Annotated in this window: 16 protein-coding genes and 1 pseudogene; 7 read left to right on the top strand and 10 right to left on the bottom strand. The window is 70.4% G+C overall.

What is annotated here, in order from left to right; translation table 11 throughout:
* Window positions 1-2: 2 nt before the first annotated feature.
* The 3 genes and pseudogenes from ACLJPY_RS46690 to ACLJPY_RS46680 form a co-directional block, all read right to left on the bottom strand.
* Window positions 3-389: a hypothetical protein gene (locus tag ACLJPY_RS46690; RefSeq protein ID WP_410597443.1), complete on the bottom strand. Its 387-nt coding sequence runs from the start codon at window positions 387-389 to the stop codon at window positions 3-5.
* 322 nt (window positions 390-711) lie between these two features.
* The gene (locus tag ACLJPY_RS46685) at window positions 712-894 is read right to left on the bottom strand and encodes an efflux RND transporter permease subunit (protein WP_410597508.1); all 183 of its coding nucleotides are present in this window, start codon (window positions 892-894) and stop codon (window positions 712-714) included.
* Window positions 885-1,124 (bottom strand): annotated as a pseudogene (locus ACLJPY_RS46680) (transposase family protein); the annotation flags it as partial. The pseudogene ACLJPY_RS46680 and the gene ACLJPY_RS46685, both read right to left, overlap by 10 nt.
* A gap of 611 nt (window positions 1,125-1,735) precedes the next feature.
* Between ACLJPY_RS46680 and ACLJPY_RS46675 the strand changes: the two are divergent.
* Window positions 1,736-2,623: a phosphotransferase family protein gene (locus ACLJPY_RS46675; protein ID WP_410597442.1), complete on the top strand. Its 888-nt coding sequence runs from the start codon at window positions 1,736-1,738 to the stop codon at window positions 2,621-2,623.
* Here the strand turns inward: ACLJPY_RS46675 and ACLJPY_RS46670 are convergent.
* Together ACLJPY_RS46670 and ACLJPY_RS46665 are read right to left on the bottom strand one after the other, a co-directional pair.
* Complete coding sequence (locus tag ACLJPY_RS46670) at window positions 2,594-3,235, bottom strand: GNAT family N-acetyltransferase (protein WP_410597441.1); 642 nt, start codon at window positions 3,233-3,235, stop codon at window positions 2,594-2,596. The genes ACLJPY_RS46675 and ACLJPY_RS46670 overlap by 30 nt on opposite strands.
* Window positions 3,232-3,939 (bottom strand): hypothetical protein, encoded by a 708-nt coding sequence (locus ACLJPY_RS46665; RefSeq protein ID WP_410597440.1) that lies wholly within the window; start codon window positions 3,937-3,939, stop codon window positions 3,232-3,234. Before ACLJPY_RS46665 ends, ACLJPY_RS46670 begins: the two co-directional genes overlap by 4 nt.
* A gap of 183 nt (window positions 3,940-4,122) precedes the next feature.
* Here ACLJPY_RS46665 and ACLJPY_RS46660 point away from each other — a divergent pair, with 183 nt between their 5' ends.
* Window positions 4,123-4,410, top strand: coding sequence for a hypothetical protein (locus ACLJPY_RS46660; RefSeq protein ID WP_410597439.1), 288 nt, complete (start codon window positions 4,123-4,125; stop codon window positions 4,408-4,410).
* 89 nt (window positions 4,411-4,499) lie between these two features.
* On the opposite strand, the gene ACLJPY_RS46655 is transcribed toward ACLJPY_RS46660, so the two are convergent.
* The gene (locus tag ACLJPY_RS46655; RefSeq protein WP_410597438.1) at window positions 4,500-5,699 is read right to left on the bottom strand and encodes a pentapeptide repeat-containing protein; all 1,200 of its coding nucleotides are present in this window, start codon (window positions 5,697-5,699) and stop codon (window positions 4,500-4,502) included.
* 715 nt (window positions 5,700-6,414) lie between these two features.
* Window positions 6,415-6,786, bottom strand: a complete 372-nt coding sequence (locus ACLJPY_RS46650; RefSeq protein WP_410597437.1) for a hypothetical protein — start codon at window positions 6,784-6,786, stop codon at window positions 6,415-6,417.
* 162 nt (window positions 6,787-6,948) lie between these two features.
* On the opposite strand from ACLJPY_RS46650, the gene ACLJPY_RS46645 reads away from it, so the two are divergent.
* Window positions 6,949-7,245 (top strand): hypothetical protein, encoded by a 297-nt coding sequence (locus ACLJPY_RS46645; RefSeq protein WP_410597436.1) that lies wholly within the window; start codon window positions 6,949-6,951, stop codon window positions 7,243-7,245.
* 158 nt (window positions 7,246-7,403) lie between these two features.
* Here the strand turns inward: ACLJPY_RS46645 and ACLJPY_RS46640 are convergent, their stop codons facing one another.
* Entirely contained in the window at window positions 7,404-8,063 is a 660-nt protein-coding gene (locus tag ACLJPY_RS46640) for a hypothetical protein (RefSeq protein WP_410597435.1), read from the bottom strand.
* A gap of 157 nt (window positions 8,064-8,220) precedes the next feature.
* Between ACLJPY_RS46640 and ACLJPY_RS46635 the strand changes: the two genes are divergently transcribed.
* The 3 genes from ACLJPY_RS46635 to ACLJPY_RS46625 all read left to right on the top strand — a co-directional run bounded on the left by ACLJPY_RS46635 (window position 8,221) and on the right by ACLJPY_RS46625 (window position 12,110).
* The gene (locus tag ACLJPY_RS46635) at window positions 8,221-9,402 is read left to right on the top strand and encodes a HupE/UreJ family protein (protein WP_410597434.1); all 1,182 of its coding nucleotides are present in this window, start codon (window positions 8,221-8,223) and stop codon (window positions 9,400-9,402) included.
* Window positions 9,403-9,525: 123 nt separating this feature from the next.
* Window positions 9,526-11,064 (top strand): fibronectin type III domain-containing protein, encoded by a 1,539-nt coding sequence (locus tag ACLJPY_RS46630; protein ID WP_410597433.1) that lies wholly within the window; start codon window positions 9,526-9,528, stop codon window positions 11,062-11,064.
* Window positions 11,065-11,126: 62 nt separating this feature from the next.
* Window positions 11,127-12,110 (top strand): DUF916 domain-containing protein, encoded by a 984-nt coding sequence (locus tag ACLJPY_RS46625; RefSeq protein ID WP_410597432.1) that lies wholly within the window; start codon window positions 11,127-11,129, stop codon window positions 12,108-12,110.
* 29 nt (window positions 12,111-12,139) lie between these two features.
* Here the strand turns inward: ACLJPY_RS46625 and ACLJPY_RS46620 are convergent, their stop codons facing one another.
* The gene (locus tag ACLJPY_RS46620; protein ID WP_410597431.1) at window positions 12,140-12,361 is read right to left on the bottom strand and encodes a three-helix bundle dimerization domain-containing protein; all 222 of its coding nucleotides are present in this window, start codon (window positions 12,359-12,361) and stop codon (window positions 12,140-12,142) included.
* A gap of 32 nt (window positions 12,362-12,393) precedes the next feature.
* On the opposite strand from ACLJPY_RS46620, the gene ACLJPY_RS46615 reads away from it, so the two are divergent.
* Window positions 12,394-15,612 (top strand): NACHT domain-containing protein, encoded by a 3,219-nt coding sequence (locus ACLJPY_RS46615; protein WP_410597430.1) that lies wholly within the window; start codon window positions 12,394-12,396, stop codon window positions 15,610-15,612.
* Here ACLJPY_RS46615 and ACLJPY_RS46610 read toward each other — a convergent pair.
* Window positions 15,600-16,004 (bottom strand): ribonuclease domain-containing protein, encoded by a 405-nt coding sequence (locus ACLJPY_RS46610; protein WP_410597429.1) that lies wholly within the window; start codon window positions 16,002-16,004, stop codon window positions 15,600-15,602. The genes ACLJPY_RS46615 and ACLJPY_RS46610 overlap by 13 nt on opposite strands.
* Window positions 16,005-16,054 lie beyond the last annotated feature (50 nt).

The raw sequence follows: 16,054 nt of genomic DNA, 5'->3' as shown, positions 1-16,054 counted from the left end.
GCCTACCAGCCCCGGTGGCAGCGGGAGGGTGGTCGCGCCGACTGCCCACAGGCCGGGCAGCACCACGTGGGCTCACCCGGGTGGTCGCGCGTCGTCGCATCCTGAACCGGGCCACGGCTCTCTCCGGGTGGCTCCTCACCGGCAGCCAGCTCGGTGGACAGTATCTCCTCGATCTGTGCAGCGGCGCGCGAACACCGTCGCCACAGCTCGCCGAACACCCCGGTCGCCGCGGCCGCCACACTGACCACGACGAACACACCCGGGCTGTCGGCGATCGCGATGACGGCCGCCGCGATCAGCAAAGCCGGCAGCAGCCACCACCGCGACTGCCCGCCGGCGTGCCGCGTCCGGTACGTCAGCGCTCCGAGCAACGGGTGTTGTGCGTTCATTCCGGCCGTCCTCCTGACCACTTCCGCGGCTGCCGGCCTCCCCTCTGAGCGCCCGAGCCGGCGTGACACACTGTCGCCACGCGCTATCCGATTCGGTCGAGATTCCGGGCGATCGGGTTACTCTCACCGCAAAGATCAACACTCCCGTGTACCCCGTCGTCACCCAAGTGGCGCAATCGACGCTGCGATGACGCGCGCGCGGTAGCACGGCCGTAATCCCTTCGTGCTCGAGAGCTGCGCCCACTGTCCATCGGCGACGGCGCCGAAGCGAGCGCCCGCGAGTCGTCGGCGGGTCCGGATCGGTCGCCCCGCCGACCAGCCATCAAGGCTCCCGCGGCGCAGCGGCGATCACCACGGCCATCGGGTGCTCCATCTCGTGCCCCGCGATGTCCCCCGCGATCACCACCGGCGACACCGCCAGCCCGCCGACGAGCGCGATCATCACGACCGGCCGCAGCCGTTCGCGGGCCGCGCGCAGCAACACCAAGTCCAGTCCGAACTGCACACCCCGAACAGCGGCCCGATCTGGCGCATCGTCAGGTTCGTCTGCCAATAGGTCGCCACCAGCAGCACCTGGTCGGCCAGTGGCAACGCCCACAGCCGACCCGGGCGACCGTCCGCAATCTCGTCTCCCCTCGCTTCGCGACCCAGCCGCACCAGCCTGCGGAACTGAGTCGACTGCAGCCCCTGTGAACGGGCAGTCCACTCCGGGCGCGACGCCGTGATTACCTCCACCAAACAACATGATCAAATACCGGTCCAGCCAGCCCGGCACCGGTTACGAGACGCCCCTCACTGGCTCGGCCAGCAGGCCACTCATCGTGGCCCGGTGTGCGGCCGGACGGACACAAGCACGCATGCGAACTGCGGTTCCCGTTCGATTACCGAACCACGACCGCTCGGCGTCAAGGGCGTGTCGTAACAGAGAAACCTATCCCCCGTCAGCAGCGTCGCGCCTTACACGATGGAGGACGAATCCGATGCCGACATCCTCGACACACCACTCGGCCTCAGCTGCCGTCAGCCTGTCGGGGCCCTGCCGAAGCGCTCGCTCCGAGCGAGCTCGTCGACATCGGCTGGCACACCTTCATCCTCGACACCCACGAGTACGCCGCCTTCTGCGACCGGGTCGCTGGCAGGTTCCTCCACCACGTGCCCACCGACGGCGAGAACGCCGGGGAGCCACGCGCGGCCGTCTTCACCCGGACGACCACGGCAATGCGGCGGCTCGGCTTCTGCCTCGACGACGCACTGTGGCCACGTACCGCGCTCGGAGGCTGCACGGGCTGTCACAATGGCTGCCACGAAGACCCGCCGCCGGTCGCGGCCTAAGAGGACGGACGGCGATGCCGCGCAGCACCTGGGAAGCCTTGCCCGTCGCGGTGCAAGCCGCGATCGTGCAAGAAACCGGCCGCGTACACGACGCCGCACTTCCCGACGCAGGCCGCAACTCCGACTTCTCCGCCACCCTGCACACCGAGACAGGCACAATCTTCTGCAAGGGCATCGCCGACGCGGACGGCAAGCGCGGCCACATGCACCGCCACGAAGCCGCGGTCAACCCGTTCCTCCCGGCCGAGGTCGCTCCTCGCCTGCTGTGGCGCGCCGAGGCTGACGGCTGGCTTCTGCTCGGCTTCGAACACTCTCCCGGCCACCACGTCGACCTCTCCCCAGGGTCCGTCGACCTGGCCCCGGTGCGAGATGTCGTCACGGCGATGGCAGCTGGGCTGAGTACGGTGTCCGTCGACGCGCCGTCCCTGGCGGACCAGTGGGCGAGACTGGCTGCCTGGCGCCGTCTCGCCAAGGATGGTCCCGACGATCTCGATCCGTGGGCCCAAGACCACATCGACGAGCTGACGAGCTGGGAGACCACAGCGGCCGAGCGCGTCGCGGGCAGCACACTTGCTCATACCGATCTGCACGCTTTGAACATGCTGAGCAACGACGGAAAGGTGCAGATCGTCGACTGGGCCTGGTCGCGAAACGCCAATCCGGCAGTCGATCCGGCGTTCCTCATCACCCGCCTCATCGAGGCCGGCCACGCTTCCGCGGCTGCGGAGACCTGGGCGGAACAGCTGCCGCCCTGGCGGCGGACCCCCGCCGAAACCAAGACTGCGTTCGCGGTCGCGATCTGGGGCATCTGGGAGTACCTCGAACGCCACCAGCCGCTGTCCCACCGCCCAGCTCTCACCGCGGCCGCCCGATCATGGGCCCATTACCGGCTCGACCTCTGATCTCACCCGTGGCGGGTGGTGGCAAGGTGGGCCGGTGCGCCGCATGGCGATCCGGGCACGGAACGACTTGGCGACCGGGCCGTCTGGCAGCGGCGCCGTCCACCGGTACGAGGGGGCACGGGCCACCGCTGCCGCCACGAGCGTGCGGCCGAAGCCGAGGCGCCGATAGTCGGCCGCGACGTGGACGTAGTCGAGAGTGGCCGCTCGGCAGCTCATGCACGGGCTGGCGGTCACCGCACCGACTTCGGTGCCGTCGAGATGGAGTTCGATCCGACCTGCCCGCGTTCCCGCAACCGGTGCGTGAGCGACCAGGACGAGCCCGTCGCCAGAGGCTGCGCCGGGCTCGTGCTGAACCGTGACGTCGAGGTGCGCCCACTCGGCGAGGCGCCGGGCCCCGGGATCGCAGCCTTCCTGTGCGCGGCAGACCTCGCAGAGGGTGCCGTGCAGTCGGTAGCGGTGGCTGTAGGGCTTCAGCTTGTCGTAGAGGTCCAGGTCGAGCCGATGGCCGCGCAAGCAGGCGACGAGGTTGCCGGTCGACGGCCGGACCGGAATCAGGCTCCCGAACTCGCCACGCATCCCCGACCGGACGGCCCCGCCGGTGTGGTCGATCATCCGGCGACCTCGCTGAGGCACCTGCTGGCGGACGCCTCCACAACGCTGGTGACAGCACCACCGCCATCCGGGAGTCTCAGCGGAACGTTGCGCGAGCGAGCCGCGGCGCCACGGCCGCAGCTGGTCGCGATGACGTCACGGAATTCCAGGTGGCCGAAACCGTCGTCGTCTATACCGCGCCACCGACGTTTCGACACACGCAGCTCGAGATCCGCGCCGGGCAGCGGACCGGCAGCAAGCAGCACTGCACCGCGGTTGCGAACCCGGCCCATCAGCCGGCGCGCCAGCTGCGGCGACATGCCGCGGGCGACAGCCCGGCCGAGCACGACCAGGTCGAACCCGTCGATCAGCGCCGACAGCACCGCGGCGACCTCCGCTCCCGGATCAGGCACGAGCGCGAGCCGCTCCAGCTCGACACCTAGCTCGGCGGCAGCTGCCACGCCCACGTCCGGCATACCGGCGATCACTGCCCAGGATCCTTCCCGCGTCGCCTCGGCAAGCAGCGCGAAGACCAGCGCGGTCGAGCCCGCCACCGATACCGAACTGCCGCGCCGCAACCCGCCCGGCGCCAGCTCGGCGAGCGCCGGGGCCAGCGGCAGGGAGCCAGCGGACGCCGAGGACTCCAGACTCAGCTCCGCAAGCTGTGCGGCAGTGCGGACACCAGGGATCGCCGCCAGCCCGGCCACCGCTTCCGGCACCGCCACCACGCACCTCCAGCACCACGAACACGCACCGGAGACGCCCACGTGGGAAGCCGTGAGCGAACCCGAACTCATCGAACATTTGTTCGGATCCTGCGAAACGTTCCGCCCGCTGTCAAGCCGAGCCGCTCAAGCTCACCCCCGCCGTGGCCGGGCCGCCACGTGCTCGCCGGCGACGACCAGCTCATGCGCGACGAGCTGGCCATCGACGCCGCCGACGAATGCGAGGACACCACCACCGAGGGGCTGACTCCAACCACGATGATCCGGCTCAACCTGGCCGTCGCCGAACTGGCCACCGCAGAGCCGGTCGCCGCGCTGGCCGACCAGCCCCGGGTCTACGAGGTCCACCGCGTCCTCGACCGCGCCGCCCGACTCCGCAGCGATTTTGCCGCACTCGGCAAGAGCACCGACATCACTCAACGCCAGCGTGCTCAGGGCCTCCGGCGTCGTGTCCGCGGGGTCCAGCGCTAGCGACTGCCAGTCACCGCAAGCAAGTGCAGTCGCACACCTTTTCTCGCCTCAGGTCTGTGGCATCGCCTCTTCGGCTGTCACCGCATGATCTACTCCCGCCCCTGGCGTCTGACAACCAGATGACCCTCTAATTCGTAGCGCTCCGGCAGCAGGAGTTGCGTGGTGTCGTTGACCGTAGCGCCATCGAGGAAGGCGTTCTTGAGACGCGCGCCGAAAAGGTTCGCGCTGCTTAGATCTGCACCCTTGAGATTCGCATAGATGAACTCAGCCTCTCTCAAATCCGCGTCTCTCAGGATGGTGCTGCCCAGGTTCACGGTGGTGAAGTTCGCTCGAAAGCAGCTGGCGCCGTCGAGGTTCGCGTCTCGGAGATCCGCTCCTAAGAACATCACGCCCGTGAGATTCGCCTTAGAGAGGTTCGAGCCGACAAAGGCAGCACCACGAAAGTCTGGGACGTGGAGGTTCTCGCCGAAGCCGAATGCGGCGCCGAGATCTGCTCCGGCGAGGTTCGCGCCATCGAGGTTCACATGCCCCGGCCAGAATGTTCCCAGTGTTGGCGTCCGGTGCTTGTGAAGGATGCTTAGCGCGGTGAGCCGAACCTGAGCCTCCTGAACCTGGTCTTCGTAGCGCCCGATCTGCTCAAAGCTAGCGGTGTCGTCGGGCTTGGCCGGCTCTGCGTAGTGTATCCGCAGGTAAGCGCAGATCACGTTGATGATGGTGGAACGCTGACTCTCGTGATCATCGCCGAGGCGTTCCAGCGCGTAGAGCCCAGCCAGGCGGACGGCGGCCTTGGGCGAGCCGAGCTGGTCGGCGGCCTTGGTGTAGAGCTCGGTGACCCGGCGTTCGGTGGCGTCGTAGGTGGTATCTGCGGTGGCGCGTTCCTGGTAGGTCTGCCGCCGGACGGCGAGCAGGAGCGCGAAGATGCCGGTGGTGCCGGCGCCGATACCGAGCCCTGTCTTGATTGCATCGACCTTCGCCGCCGCCTTCGCGTCCGCACTGCTGGCCCGGTCAGCCTCGGCCAGCAGCCAGCTGGTTGCGCCCCACGCCACCGCCCCGACGACCACGCTGGCGGCGACCACCGTCCACCAGCTCAACCCTGGCGCCCGCTCCCGCTCAGCTCGGTCTCGCACCGGCCACCAGGGCCGGGAAGCGGCAGCCGCGCACGCTGCCGCCGCGGCGAAGGCGGCCAGCCACAGTGCGCGCGGCCTACCCCAGCTGGCGAGGTCGGCCCAGTCGATCCAGTCGAACCGCAGGCCCAGGCCTAGGAGCAGCAGTACCACGCCCGCGGCCATCGGTCGGCTCGCTCGACGCCACGGCCGCCGCTGCTGCTCGCTCCTCATGGAGGAGTTGTCGCGGCCGTGCCGCCCGCTGCTACAGCCCGGCGGGCGCCACGCTCAGCGGCGCCGCCGCCGCGCCGTCCACCACTCCGCGACCACCGCGCCGAGCACCGTGCCGCCGGCCGTGGCCACCACGGTCACGGCCGCATTCACAGCCACCTCAATCCACATTGCTTACCTCCGCGCTCTCGGCCCGCAGATCGGGCTCGAACGCCACAGGTCCATGGCGCACACGATGTAAATCAACGAAACCGTTATCACCCGGATGAGGTAACGCTCATGCCTCCGAACAACACAGAGGGTTGAGCTGCTCGCCGAGCCAGCATCCCCTGATGCGGGACAGCGTGATGATCGTTCTGCACACTGTGGGCACTTAGGTGAAGTGTGCCCAGACCGGCACCCCACGAAAGCCCCGGCCAACTCGGCCGGGGCTTCGTCGTTCCCGGGGCCGGACTTCGCCACCCCTCGGAGATCTACCCCTTGGCTGATGTGGACGCGCCCTGCAGCCGGACGGCGTCTCAGGTTCCACGTGCCCAAGGTCCGGCCCTACACCGCGGGGTCAGCCCCACCGCGTTCGTGCGCGCCATCATGGTCCATCGGCCCGGCGCGCGGAAGACCACCCCCGCCTCCGCCGATCGGCCGATTTAACGGACGCCCAGGTGGAGGCTGCCTAGCTGCGCGCCCGGTAGGCGGCGATCCTGATCCGCAGGCCTCGCAGGTGCACCAGGTCGATGTCGAACGTCGAGGCAGGCCGGTAGCCGGGATCGGGTGTGTCCGTCCGGCAGGGGCCGGTGAGGTAGACGAACTCGTCGTCCGGGTCGTACCGCGGCGGCGACCAGACCGCCGCGTCCCCGCGCCGGGCACGGGCCAGCCAGTACACCGGCAGCTTCAGCACCTCACCCAGCCCCTTTTCGAAGGCCGGAAGGTCGACTTCGGCGATCGCGACGCCCCGGCCGCTCCACGTCCGCGGTGCCCAGTAGCCGGCGGCAGCGTGCGTCAAGGCCGCGGTGTCGCCGGACGTGGCGATCGTCCAGTCCGCCACGGTAGTGCAGCGCCGCCAGCGGCACGCGAATAGTGCGCCGACCGGCCGAGGAATACGGAAGGGCCAGGCCAGCGGCCCTCCACGGAGCACAGGTTAGCTGTTGTTCATCCGATATTCACCCATGGATCACCGGATGCGGCCAGCCGTGCGAAGCTGGCCTGCGTGGAGTATGAGCAGCCTGAAAAACTCGTACCCAGGTCGGTGGCCGAACTCACCTCGGATCCGATGTGGACGGTTACCCGCACCGGCACGACGGGGCAATGGCTCACCGCCGAGCGGGTCCTCGAGCGCAACGGGCACCGCCGGCTGATCGGGCTGACCCCGATCCGGCCCGGCACGGTCGCCGTCATGCTGTGGGCCGACGGCGAGGTCGTCGAGCACGTCCGTGGCAGCGAGGCCGAGGTCTGCGCAACCGCGCAGCGCTGGACCGACGAATTCTCGACCAGCGAACAGCTGTAGGAGCGGGCCCACCGGGAGTACCTGCGCTTCGCCGAGCAGGTCGAGCGCCTTGGCCGAGGCCCGCTGTCCGGCGTGAACTACCGACGCCCAGGTGACCGAAGCAGTGGAACGGCTCCGCGACCTGGCGAAGAGGTTCTCCGGCTGAGCCGGTTACCACGCTAGGGAAGCCGGATCACGATCCCGGTCAGTCCGCTCAGGACACTGGCCACTCCGGCCCGGACTGCTGCCGCCGCGCGGGCCGGGGTGAACGACGCCGGGTCGTAACCGGTGGCCGTGCCGAGGCCTTCGCCGCGGAACGAGGCGCCCGGCCAGTTGGCGGCTGTGACGTTCGCCGTCGGTTCGGCCAGCTCGGCGCCCAGCACGAGGAACTGGCGGCCGAGGTGGCTGGCCGTGACCAGGGCGAGGGCGTCGAGGAGGTCCTTGCCGGTGCTGATGATCAGGTCCGGGCCCAGCCGCAGCGCCTCGTCGATGCTCTCGGTGAACCGGCCGGAGTCCGGCGCGTTGACGGTCTTGAGGCTGACGCCCTCCTGCCCGGCCCAGTCGGTCACCGCGGCCACCAGTGTCCGCGTCGGCTGATCGTCGCCCGCGGTCAGCAGCACTACGCGGTAACCCTTCGGCGGCCGGACGCCGTCCCACGAGCCGGGGCTCGGCGTGATCGTCGCTTCCGGAGTCGGCGACGTCGTGACGAACCCGGGCGCGAGCACGCCGACCGCGGTGGGCGCCGGGTGCGGCGTGGACCAGTCGTCGGCGGTGCCGCACCCGCCGGTCAGCACGGCGATCGCGGCCAGCGTGCCGGTGATGCGAAGGCGCGAACGCAAGCTGAACGTCCTCTCGGGAAGGGAAAGCCGCTCCCTTCCTACCTGACGAACGGCGTCCTGCGGCGTCCGTCGGCAGCCGTCCGCCCGGAGTTCTTCTGTGGTCTGCCCGGCGTTCGCCTGTCGCCTGCAGTCTGCGGGGCGACCGGAAAGAGGAACCATGCGCCACCGTCTCGTCGCTGCCTTTGCCGTCGCCGTGTTGGCCGTGCTGCTGGGCGGGTCCGTCGCCGACGCGCACGGCTTTTCGTCGACCGTCTACGCCGACCTCAGCTCGCCCGAGCGGGGCCACGTCCGCGCCACGCTGGGCCTCGAATACGACCTCCTGGTCGTCTCCACCGCCGACGCCCAGCACGACGACCCGCTGTTCCGACAGGGCACCGCGGCGTTCGACGCTCACGACGCGACGGCCCAGGCCGCCGCGTTGCAGGCCCACGCTGGCCCGGTCACCGGCTACGTCACCCAGCGCTTCCGCGTGACCGCCGACGGGCAGGCTTGCGCCGCGACGCAGGACGGCGGTTTCACGATCGAGCAGCGCGACGGCGTTCCGTACGCGCGGATGGTCCTGGACTACCGGTGTCCGGAAGCCGAGGCGCACGAGGTGTCCAGCTCGCTGTTTCCCGACTCCGAGCAGTACGTCCGCGACGCGAAGACGATCGTCACCTACGCCCTCGACCTGACCTCGGGCAGCGCCGCGCTCGACGCGCAGCAGCCGTCGGTCTCCACCCGGCAGGCCTGGACCGCGAGGTTCTGGGACTTCTTTCGGCTCGGCGCGGAACACCTGCTCACCGGGCTCGACCACATCCTGTTCCTGCTGGCGCTCATCGCGGGCTCCCGCCGGCTGCGCGAAATCGTGCTCGCGGCGACGACGTTCACGCTCGCCCACTCGGTCACGTTCGTCCTGGCCGCGCTCGGCCTGGTGCACGTGCCGGCCGGGATCATCGAGCCGCTCATCGCGCTCTCGATCGCGGTCGTCGCCGCCTGGCCGCTCTGGCGGCTCTGGCGCGGCTCACCCGAGCTCGCCGACGACGGCCGCTTCAGCCTGGACCGGGCCGGCTGGATCCGCCTCGGCGTGGTGTTCTGCTTCGGCCTGGCCCACGGGCTGGGTTTCGCCTCCGCGCTGGGCATCGACGCCGCGTGGTCGTGGACGTTGCTCTGGTCGCTGCTCGTGTTCAACCTCGGGATCGAGGTCGTGCAGCTGGCGCTCATCGCGCTGATTTTCCCGCTGCTGGCCCTCCTGCGGCGCCGGTCGGCGGTCGCGCCGCGCTGGGCGACCGGCGCGATCGCCGCCGGCGTGTCCGTGGCCGGCCTGACCTGGTTCGTGCAGCGCGTGGCCGGCGGGTGACCGGCCAGGTCTTCGGGCGTGCGCAACCTGGCGGCCCTGCCTCGTTCACGTGCGCCACACCGGCGGCGTCAACGCTCTGAGCCGGTCAACCCTCTCTCCCCTGACCCGAACGGACCCAACCCGATGAAGTACTCCAGATCGATCGCCCGCGGCGTCACCGCGGCGGCACTGGGCGTCGCCGTGGCGTTCGGCACCGGCCCGGTCACCGCGGCCGCCGCCGACACACCCGTGACGCTGTCCGGCGTCATCCTCGGCGTCGGCGCGAAGGAGTCCCAGCGCGTCGTGAGCTGGTACTCCTCGGCCAACGCCGCCGAGGTCGTGCAGGTCGCGCCGACCGACCGCGTCAAGCACGGCCAGTTCCCGAAGAACGCCCAGACCTTCCCGGCCACCGTCGCCGCGAACAGCGTCAACGGCGGCTTCAACGCGCACGCCACCATCGACGGCCTGCGTCAGCACACCGGCTACTCCTACCGCGTCGGCTCCGGCGGCACCTGGTCCCCGGTCTACACGTTCAAGACCCAGGACTTCCGCGGTGACTTCGACTTCCTGTTCTTCGGCGACCCGCAGATCGGCTCGTCGGGCAACGTCGCCAAGGACGGCGCCGGCTGGGCCGACACCCTGAACGTCGCCCTCGGCGCCAACCCCAACGCCGAACTTCTGGTCTCGGGCGGCGATCAGGTCGAATCCGCGAACACCGAAACGCAGTGGGACGCCTTCCTGGCGCCCGACAAGCTGCGCCAGTACCCGTGGGCCGCGACCATCGGCAACCACGACGTCGGCGGCAAGGCCTACGAGCAGCACTTCTGGACGCCGAACACCGACCGCTCCTCGGCGTTCTACAACGGCGACCCGAACGTCCGCTCGGGCGGTGACTACTGGTACATGTACAAGGACGTGCTGTTCATCGACCTGAACAGCAACGCCTACGCCACCGGCGCCGACGAGGCCCACATCGGCTACGTCACCGACGTCGTCAAGAAGCAGGGCCGCAAGGCGAAGTACACCGTGCTGGTCTACCACCACTCGATCTACTCCCCGGCCGACCACGCCAACGACAAGGACAACCAGCAGCGCCGCCAGGACTTCCCGACCGCGTTCTCCAACCTCGGCGTCGACCTGGTCCTGCAGGGCCACGACCACAGCTACTCGCGCAGCTACGTGATCAAGAACGGCAAGAAGGCCAACCCGGCCGAACAGCCCGGCGCCACCCAGGTCGCCCAGGGTCCCGGCGGCGTCATCTACGTGACGGCGAACTCCGCGTCCGGTTCGAAGTACTACGACCTGACCGAGCCGGACACCAGCCAGGACCCGAACTACGGCCCGGACCCCCTCAACCCGGGCAACCACTGGGCCAACTCGGTCGAGAACCAGGAGCACGTCCGCACCTACGTGAAGGTCGGCGTGCGGGACGACAAGCTGGTCGTCCAGAACCTCCGCAGCGGCACCTGCGCGGCGCCGAACGCGGCGGTCGAGCTGGGCAAGGTCTCCTGGTGCGGGCCGGACAGCGGCGCCACCCCGGCGCAGCCCGTCGGGTCCACTGTGGACAAAGTGGTCATCCACCCCCACCGCGGCCACGGCGACGGGTCGCCCGAGCCGGGCAAGCCGTGCTGGCTCGAGCAGCCGGCCACCGGCCCCGGACGCACCGTCACCACGCTGAACTGATCCACACACGTCCGCGGGGTGGGCTCATCCCACCCCGCGGACCTTCCCGACTTGGACTCCCCATGCACCCGATCGCCCGCGCCGCCGTGAGCCTGCTGGTCGCGGCCGCCGTCGCCGGGGTCACCGCCGGACCCGCGGCCGCCCAGGACGAGGCACCGTGGACGGTGGCGACGGCGGCCAACGACCTCGGCGCCGACCGCGACAACTACAGCTACACCGCTGACGCGGGCGAACGGATCGACGACGGCCTGGTGATCACCAACCACGACCCCGGCCCGCTGGACCTCGCCGTCTACGGCGCCGACGCCTTCACCACCGACACCGGGCAGCTCGACCTCCTGGCCAAAGGAAAGCCGTCGACCGGTGTCGGCGCGTGGGTCCACCCGGGCCGCGACCGCGTCACCGTCCAACCCGGACAGACGGTCGAAGTGCCTTTCACCGTCACGATTCCGGTCGGTGCCCCGTCCGGCGACCACGTGGGCGGCATTCTGACCTCGATGACCCAGGGGGACGTCGAGCGCCGCGTGGGCAGCCGGATCCGGGTGCGCGTCGGCGGCGACCTGCGACCGAGCCTGTCGGTCGAAAACCTGGACGTGGCCTACTCCGGCACCGCGAACCCGTTCGGTTCCGGGGACGCCACCCTGACCTACACGGTCCGCAACACCGGCAACGCCCTCCTCGCGGCCCGGCAGTCGGCCACCGTCTCCGGCCCGTTCGGCAGCTGGCGCGTCCCGGCCGCGGCCATCCCCGACTCGCCGCAACTGCTCCCCGGCGAGACCCGGAAGGTCTCCGTGCCGGTCCACGCAGTCACCCCAGCGGTGTACCTGGGCGCAACGGTGACCCTGGTTCCGCTGCTCACCGACGCGGCCGGCTCGACCGCTCCTCTGCCCGCCGCCGACACCACCGCCCACGGGTGGGCCGTCCCCTGGACGCTAGTGGGGCTCCTCCTGGCGCTCGTCGCCGTCCTGCTCGTTCTCCGGCGCCTCCGACGGACCAAGGAGAGCGTCGACGAACACCGGCCCGAACATGACGACGTCACGGTTTGAGAGCCCGCACGTGACAAACTGCGGCCGGATCAGGCTCGCTCGAGACGATCCCGGACCGAGCGCTCGACCAATACGGGCAGGAAGCTGCGGACATCGGCGTCGTCGAGCCGCCGGCGTTCAGCCGCGATCGCTGCCTGGACGTCGTCACGACGTTCTTCGCCATACTCGTCAATGAGCCGGGAAGCGAGGGCCTCGAAGCTGTCGTCTTCGCCCTTGGCAGCCAGCTCGTCCATGTCGGGGTGCTGCGACATGCCACGTCCTCCGTGCGTCGACAAACTTTCCCGTGAACTTCCCGGCGGCCACGCCGGTCAAACCACCGCGTACCGCTGACACTCGCGAACAGCCGTCGGCCGAACGAAGTCCGCTAAACTCGGGTCATCGGCTCGGCCATCTTGGGGGTGTCACCGTAGATCCGTTGTCGTCCGCTCTGGTCGGTGCGCTCGGCGCCACGTTTTCCGCACTGCACCAGTGGGCTGTCGAACGCGGCGCCGACCGGCTGGGCGAGCAGCGCAAGCTCCGCGCCCTGGGCGACCCGGCCCGGCAGCTGCTGGCCGCCGAAGAAGACCTCGCCGACCTCCGCCGGGCCGAGTTCGCCGCGCTCTCCGACGGGGACTGGCAGGCCGCGCTCGACGCTGTCGCCGCGGCTCTGGAGGCCGCCGACGTCGGCGGCCTCGTCCACCGCGACCCGGCCGTGCTCACCAGCGAAACGCGGCTGCGGTCGCGCGTCGCCGCCGCGAGCGGACGTGCCCTGTCATCCGCGGCTCTCGGCGCGGACGGGACCGAGGCGTTCGACCGGCTGCTGACCGAGTGCTGCCGCCGGATCGCCCGCCGGGCCCGGGCCGTGGACGAGGTGATGCACGCCGTCCAGGCCACGATGGCCGGCGAGATCACCCAGATCCGGCAGCAGGTGTCGAGCCTCGGCCGGGAGCCCGACCGCCGCGCTCGCTCCGCCGCAGAGGCGTTCGAACGGCACTACCGGTCGTACCTGGCCCGTTCGTTCGGGACTTTCGAACTGTTCCAGGTGGGCCAGGGCCGTGCGCCCGAGCGGCATTCGTTCGCGGAGTTCTACTCGGTCCCCTCGGTGGCCCGCCGCTCGCTCTCCCCCACCGATACCGCGCTCACCGGAACCGGCACCGACGCCGCGCACGCCCTGGCCACCGACCGGCACGTCCTGCTCCTCGGCGGCGCCGGAGCCGGAAAGACGACGTTGCTGCAGTGGCTGGCCCACACGGCCGCGACCACCACACCCGGCGCCGAAGACGACGACCCGTGGCGCGACGTTGTGCCGTTCTTCGTCTCGCTCCGGCAGTTCGCCGACGGCGAGCTGCCCCAGCCTGAGGACCTCGTCCGGGTGAGCGCGCCGCCGCTCGCCGGCGAGAAGCCCGAGGGCTGGGTCAGCGGACTGCTGCGGTCCGGCCGGGCGATGGTCCTCGTCGACGGTGTCGACGAGGTGCTCCTGCCCCGCCGTGAGGAGGTGCGGCGCTGGCTGGAAGACCTGCGGCGCGGCTATCCCGAAGCCAGGTACGTGATCAGCACCCGCCCGTCGGCGGTCGACGAGGACTGGCCCTCAGCCGACGTCCCGTTGTCGCGCTACGAGCTGCTCCCGCTGAGCGGCCGCGGCATGCGTGAGCTCGTCGCACACTGGTACGCCGCGGCGCGAGCACTGGAGACCGAAGAGCTGCAGCGGAACTGGCTGACCGACTGCGAGGAGCGGCTCGCCGAAGCGCTGGCAGCCCGGCCGGACGTCCGGGGCCTGGTCTCGAGTCCCCTGCTCTGCTCGCTGCTGTGCGCCCTCTACCGCCGCGAGAACATGTACCTGCCGCAGAGCCGCAAGGATCTGCTGGACAAAGCGCTCCAGCTGCTGCTCGGCGAATGGGACACCCGCCGCGGCGTTCAGGTCGAAGACGAGCTGCGGATGTCGGACAAGGAAAAGATCATCCTGCTCGAGCGGTTCGCCGCCCCGATGGTCCGCAACGCCGAACTGCTGGTCCACCGGGACGACGCCACCAGACGCTTCGGCCGCGCGATGTCCGGCCTCCGCTCCCAGGGAGTCGACCCGGCTCTGGTGCTGAGGCACCTGCTCGAACGCAGCGGTGTCCTGCGGGAGAACGCGGCCGACCATCGCATCGCGTTCGTGCACCGGACTTTCCGCGACTTCCTCGCCGCCGGCGAGTTCGTCAAAGCCGGCGAGATCGGCTACGTCGTCGAGCACGCCCACGACGACGCGCTCAACGAGGTCGTGTTCATGGTCGCGGCGCAGGCCCGGGCGTCCGAGGCCGGCGATCTGCTCGCCCGCCTGCTGGACCGCGCGAGCCGGCGCGGCACCCGCCGCGACCGGGAGGTCGCCGACCGGCTGGTCCTGCTGGCCGCCGCGGCGCTCGGCCACGTCGACGTCATCGAGCCCGAACAGGTCCGCACCGACGTCCTGGCCGCCGTGCGCGGCCTGATCCCGCCCGCCGGGTTCGACGAGGCCGAGATGCTCGCCAAGGCCGGCTCGTTCGTGATCGACCTGCTGCCCGGCCCCGGAGAGATCGACGAGCTTGCCGCGCGCACGGGCGAGCGCCCCGACCGGATCGCCGCGCACGTCATCCGCACCCTCGCCCTGATCGGCGGCGAAGAGTCGTGGGAGAAGATCCGGCAGTTCAGCGGCACCCACGGCCGGTCGGTCATCAACGAGCTGTTGCGCGCCTGGCGGTACAACGACTACTCCGAGGACTACGCGACCACGTCCCTGGCCAACGTCGAGTTCGGCGACTACCTGCTGGAAGTCCACCGATGGGACGTCCTGCGGCGGCTGCACCACCTGCGCACCCTCACGGCCATCCAGCTGGTCGGCGACGTCCCCCTCGACGACCGGGCCCGCGGCATCCACCCGCTGCCCCGGCTGCACGCCTTGCAGCACCTGGAACTCAAGTCCAACGAGGTGGTCGACCACCTCGACGGCCTCGTCGACTGCACCGGCCTGCGGTCGCTGTGGATCTCCGGGTTCAGCAGCGCGATCACCGACCTGTCGGCGCTCGCCCGGATGCGGATCACCGATCTGCGGCTGCACTCCGGCTCGCTCGGCGCCATCAACGCCCTGCACACGCTCGACGACATCTGCCTGCCCCGGCTGTCGCTGCGGCACCGGACGCTCGCCCAGGGTCTCGATCTACTCCCGGAGGGGCTGCGGGTCGGCGAGCTGGAGGTCGCGGTGCGCGCGGACCAGCGCAACCTGCGCGGCATCACCCGGCTGGCCGGCGTCGAAGCGGTCACGATCGCCGGCGTGCCGAGCGTCGAGGAAGTCGGCGAGCTGGAAGCGCTGCCGACCCTGCGCCGGCTGACGCTGACCATCGACGAACCGGTCCAGGACCTCGTCCGGCTGCAGCGCCTGGGCCCCATCCGCGTCGAGCTCCACGGCGTCCCGAGGGAACAGGAGCGAGCGGCGAAGGACGCTCTCCCCGAAGCCGACCTCGTCCTCCACTCAGAGGACGAGGCCGGACGGCCGGGTCAAATTCTGTAGAAATCCGTGTAGTGGTTGGGCGAGAACCAGACCACGCCGGTAGTCAGGTCGACGACGATCCGGTAGGCGTCGCGGGCCGCGCCGCAGGTGCGTGGGTAGACGTCGAACTCGCGGAAGGAGTGGCCGGCGGGCAGCTCGCCTTCACGGTTCTGGTAGGTGCCACCCGCGTAGTTGCACTTGCCGCCGGGCCAGTCGTACCAGCCGCGCGTGCCGGGGTAGCCCTTGCTCTGCCACGTCGTGTTGGCCGAGCGGGCATCGGCGCAGCGGGTCTGCGTGCAGGAGCTGTACACGGCGGCGTCGGCCACCGCAGTGCTGACACCGAGCGTGGCCGCCACCGCGGTGACGGTCACGGCGAGCCGCTGCGCGGTCCGGGAAAGCAGGGAAGCGGGCACGGAACCTCCTCGTCTCGTACGGGCACCGGAATGGTGACCGCCGAGCATCG

It is taken from the genome of Amycolatopsis sp. lyj-23 (assembly GCF_046549135.1).
In the GTDB taxonomy this organism is placed as follows: domain Bacteria; phylum Actinomycetota; class Actinomycetes; order Mycobacteriales; family Pseudonocardiaceae; genus Amycolatopsis.
This window is presented reverse-complemented; position numbering and strand designations above follow the sequence as displayed.

Excerpts from the sequence above, each read along its gene's own strand:
- ACLJPY_RS46660 (WP_410597439.1), top strand. The coding sequence starts at position 4,123 with ATGCGCGACGAGCTGGCCATCGACGCCGCCGACGAATGCGAGGACACC.
- ACLJPY_RS46655 (WP_410597438.1), bottom strand. The coding sequence starts at position 5,699 with ATGGCCGCGGGCGTGGTACTGCTGCTCCTAGGCCTGGGCCTGCGGTTC.
- ACLJPY_RS46675 (WP_410597442.1), top strand. The coding sequence starts at position 1,736 with ATGCCGCGCAGCACCTGGGAAGCCTTGCCCGTCGCGGTGCAAGCCGCG.
- ACLJPY_RS46690 (WP_410597443.1), bottom strand. The coding sequence starts at position 389 with ATGAACGCACAACACCCGTTGCTCGGAGCGCTGACGTACCGGACGCGG.
- ACLJPY_RS46670 (WP_410597441.1), bottom strand. The coding sequence starts at position 3,235 with ATGATCGACCACACCGGCGGGGCCGTCCGGTCGGGGATGCGTGGCGAG.
- ACLJPY_RS46620 (WP_410597431.1), bottom strand. The coding sequence starts at position 12,361 with ATGTCGCAGCACCCCGACATGGACGAGCTGGCTGCCAAGGGCGAAGAC.
- ACLJPY_RS46625 (WP_410597432.1), top strand. The coding sequence starts at position 11,127 with ATGCACCCGATCGCCCGCGCCGCCGTGAGCCTGCTGGTCGCGGCCGCC.
- ACLJPY_RS46630 (WP_410597433.1), top strand. The coding sequence starts at position 9,526 with ATGAAGTACTCCAGATCGATCGCCCGCGGCGTCACCGCGGCGGCACTG.
- ACLJPY_RS46635 (WP_410597434.1), top strand. The coding sequence starts at position 8,221 with ATGCGCCACCGTCTCGTCGCTGCCTTTGCCGTCGCCGTGTTGGCCGTG.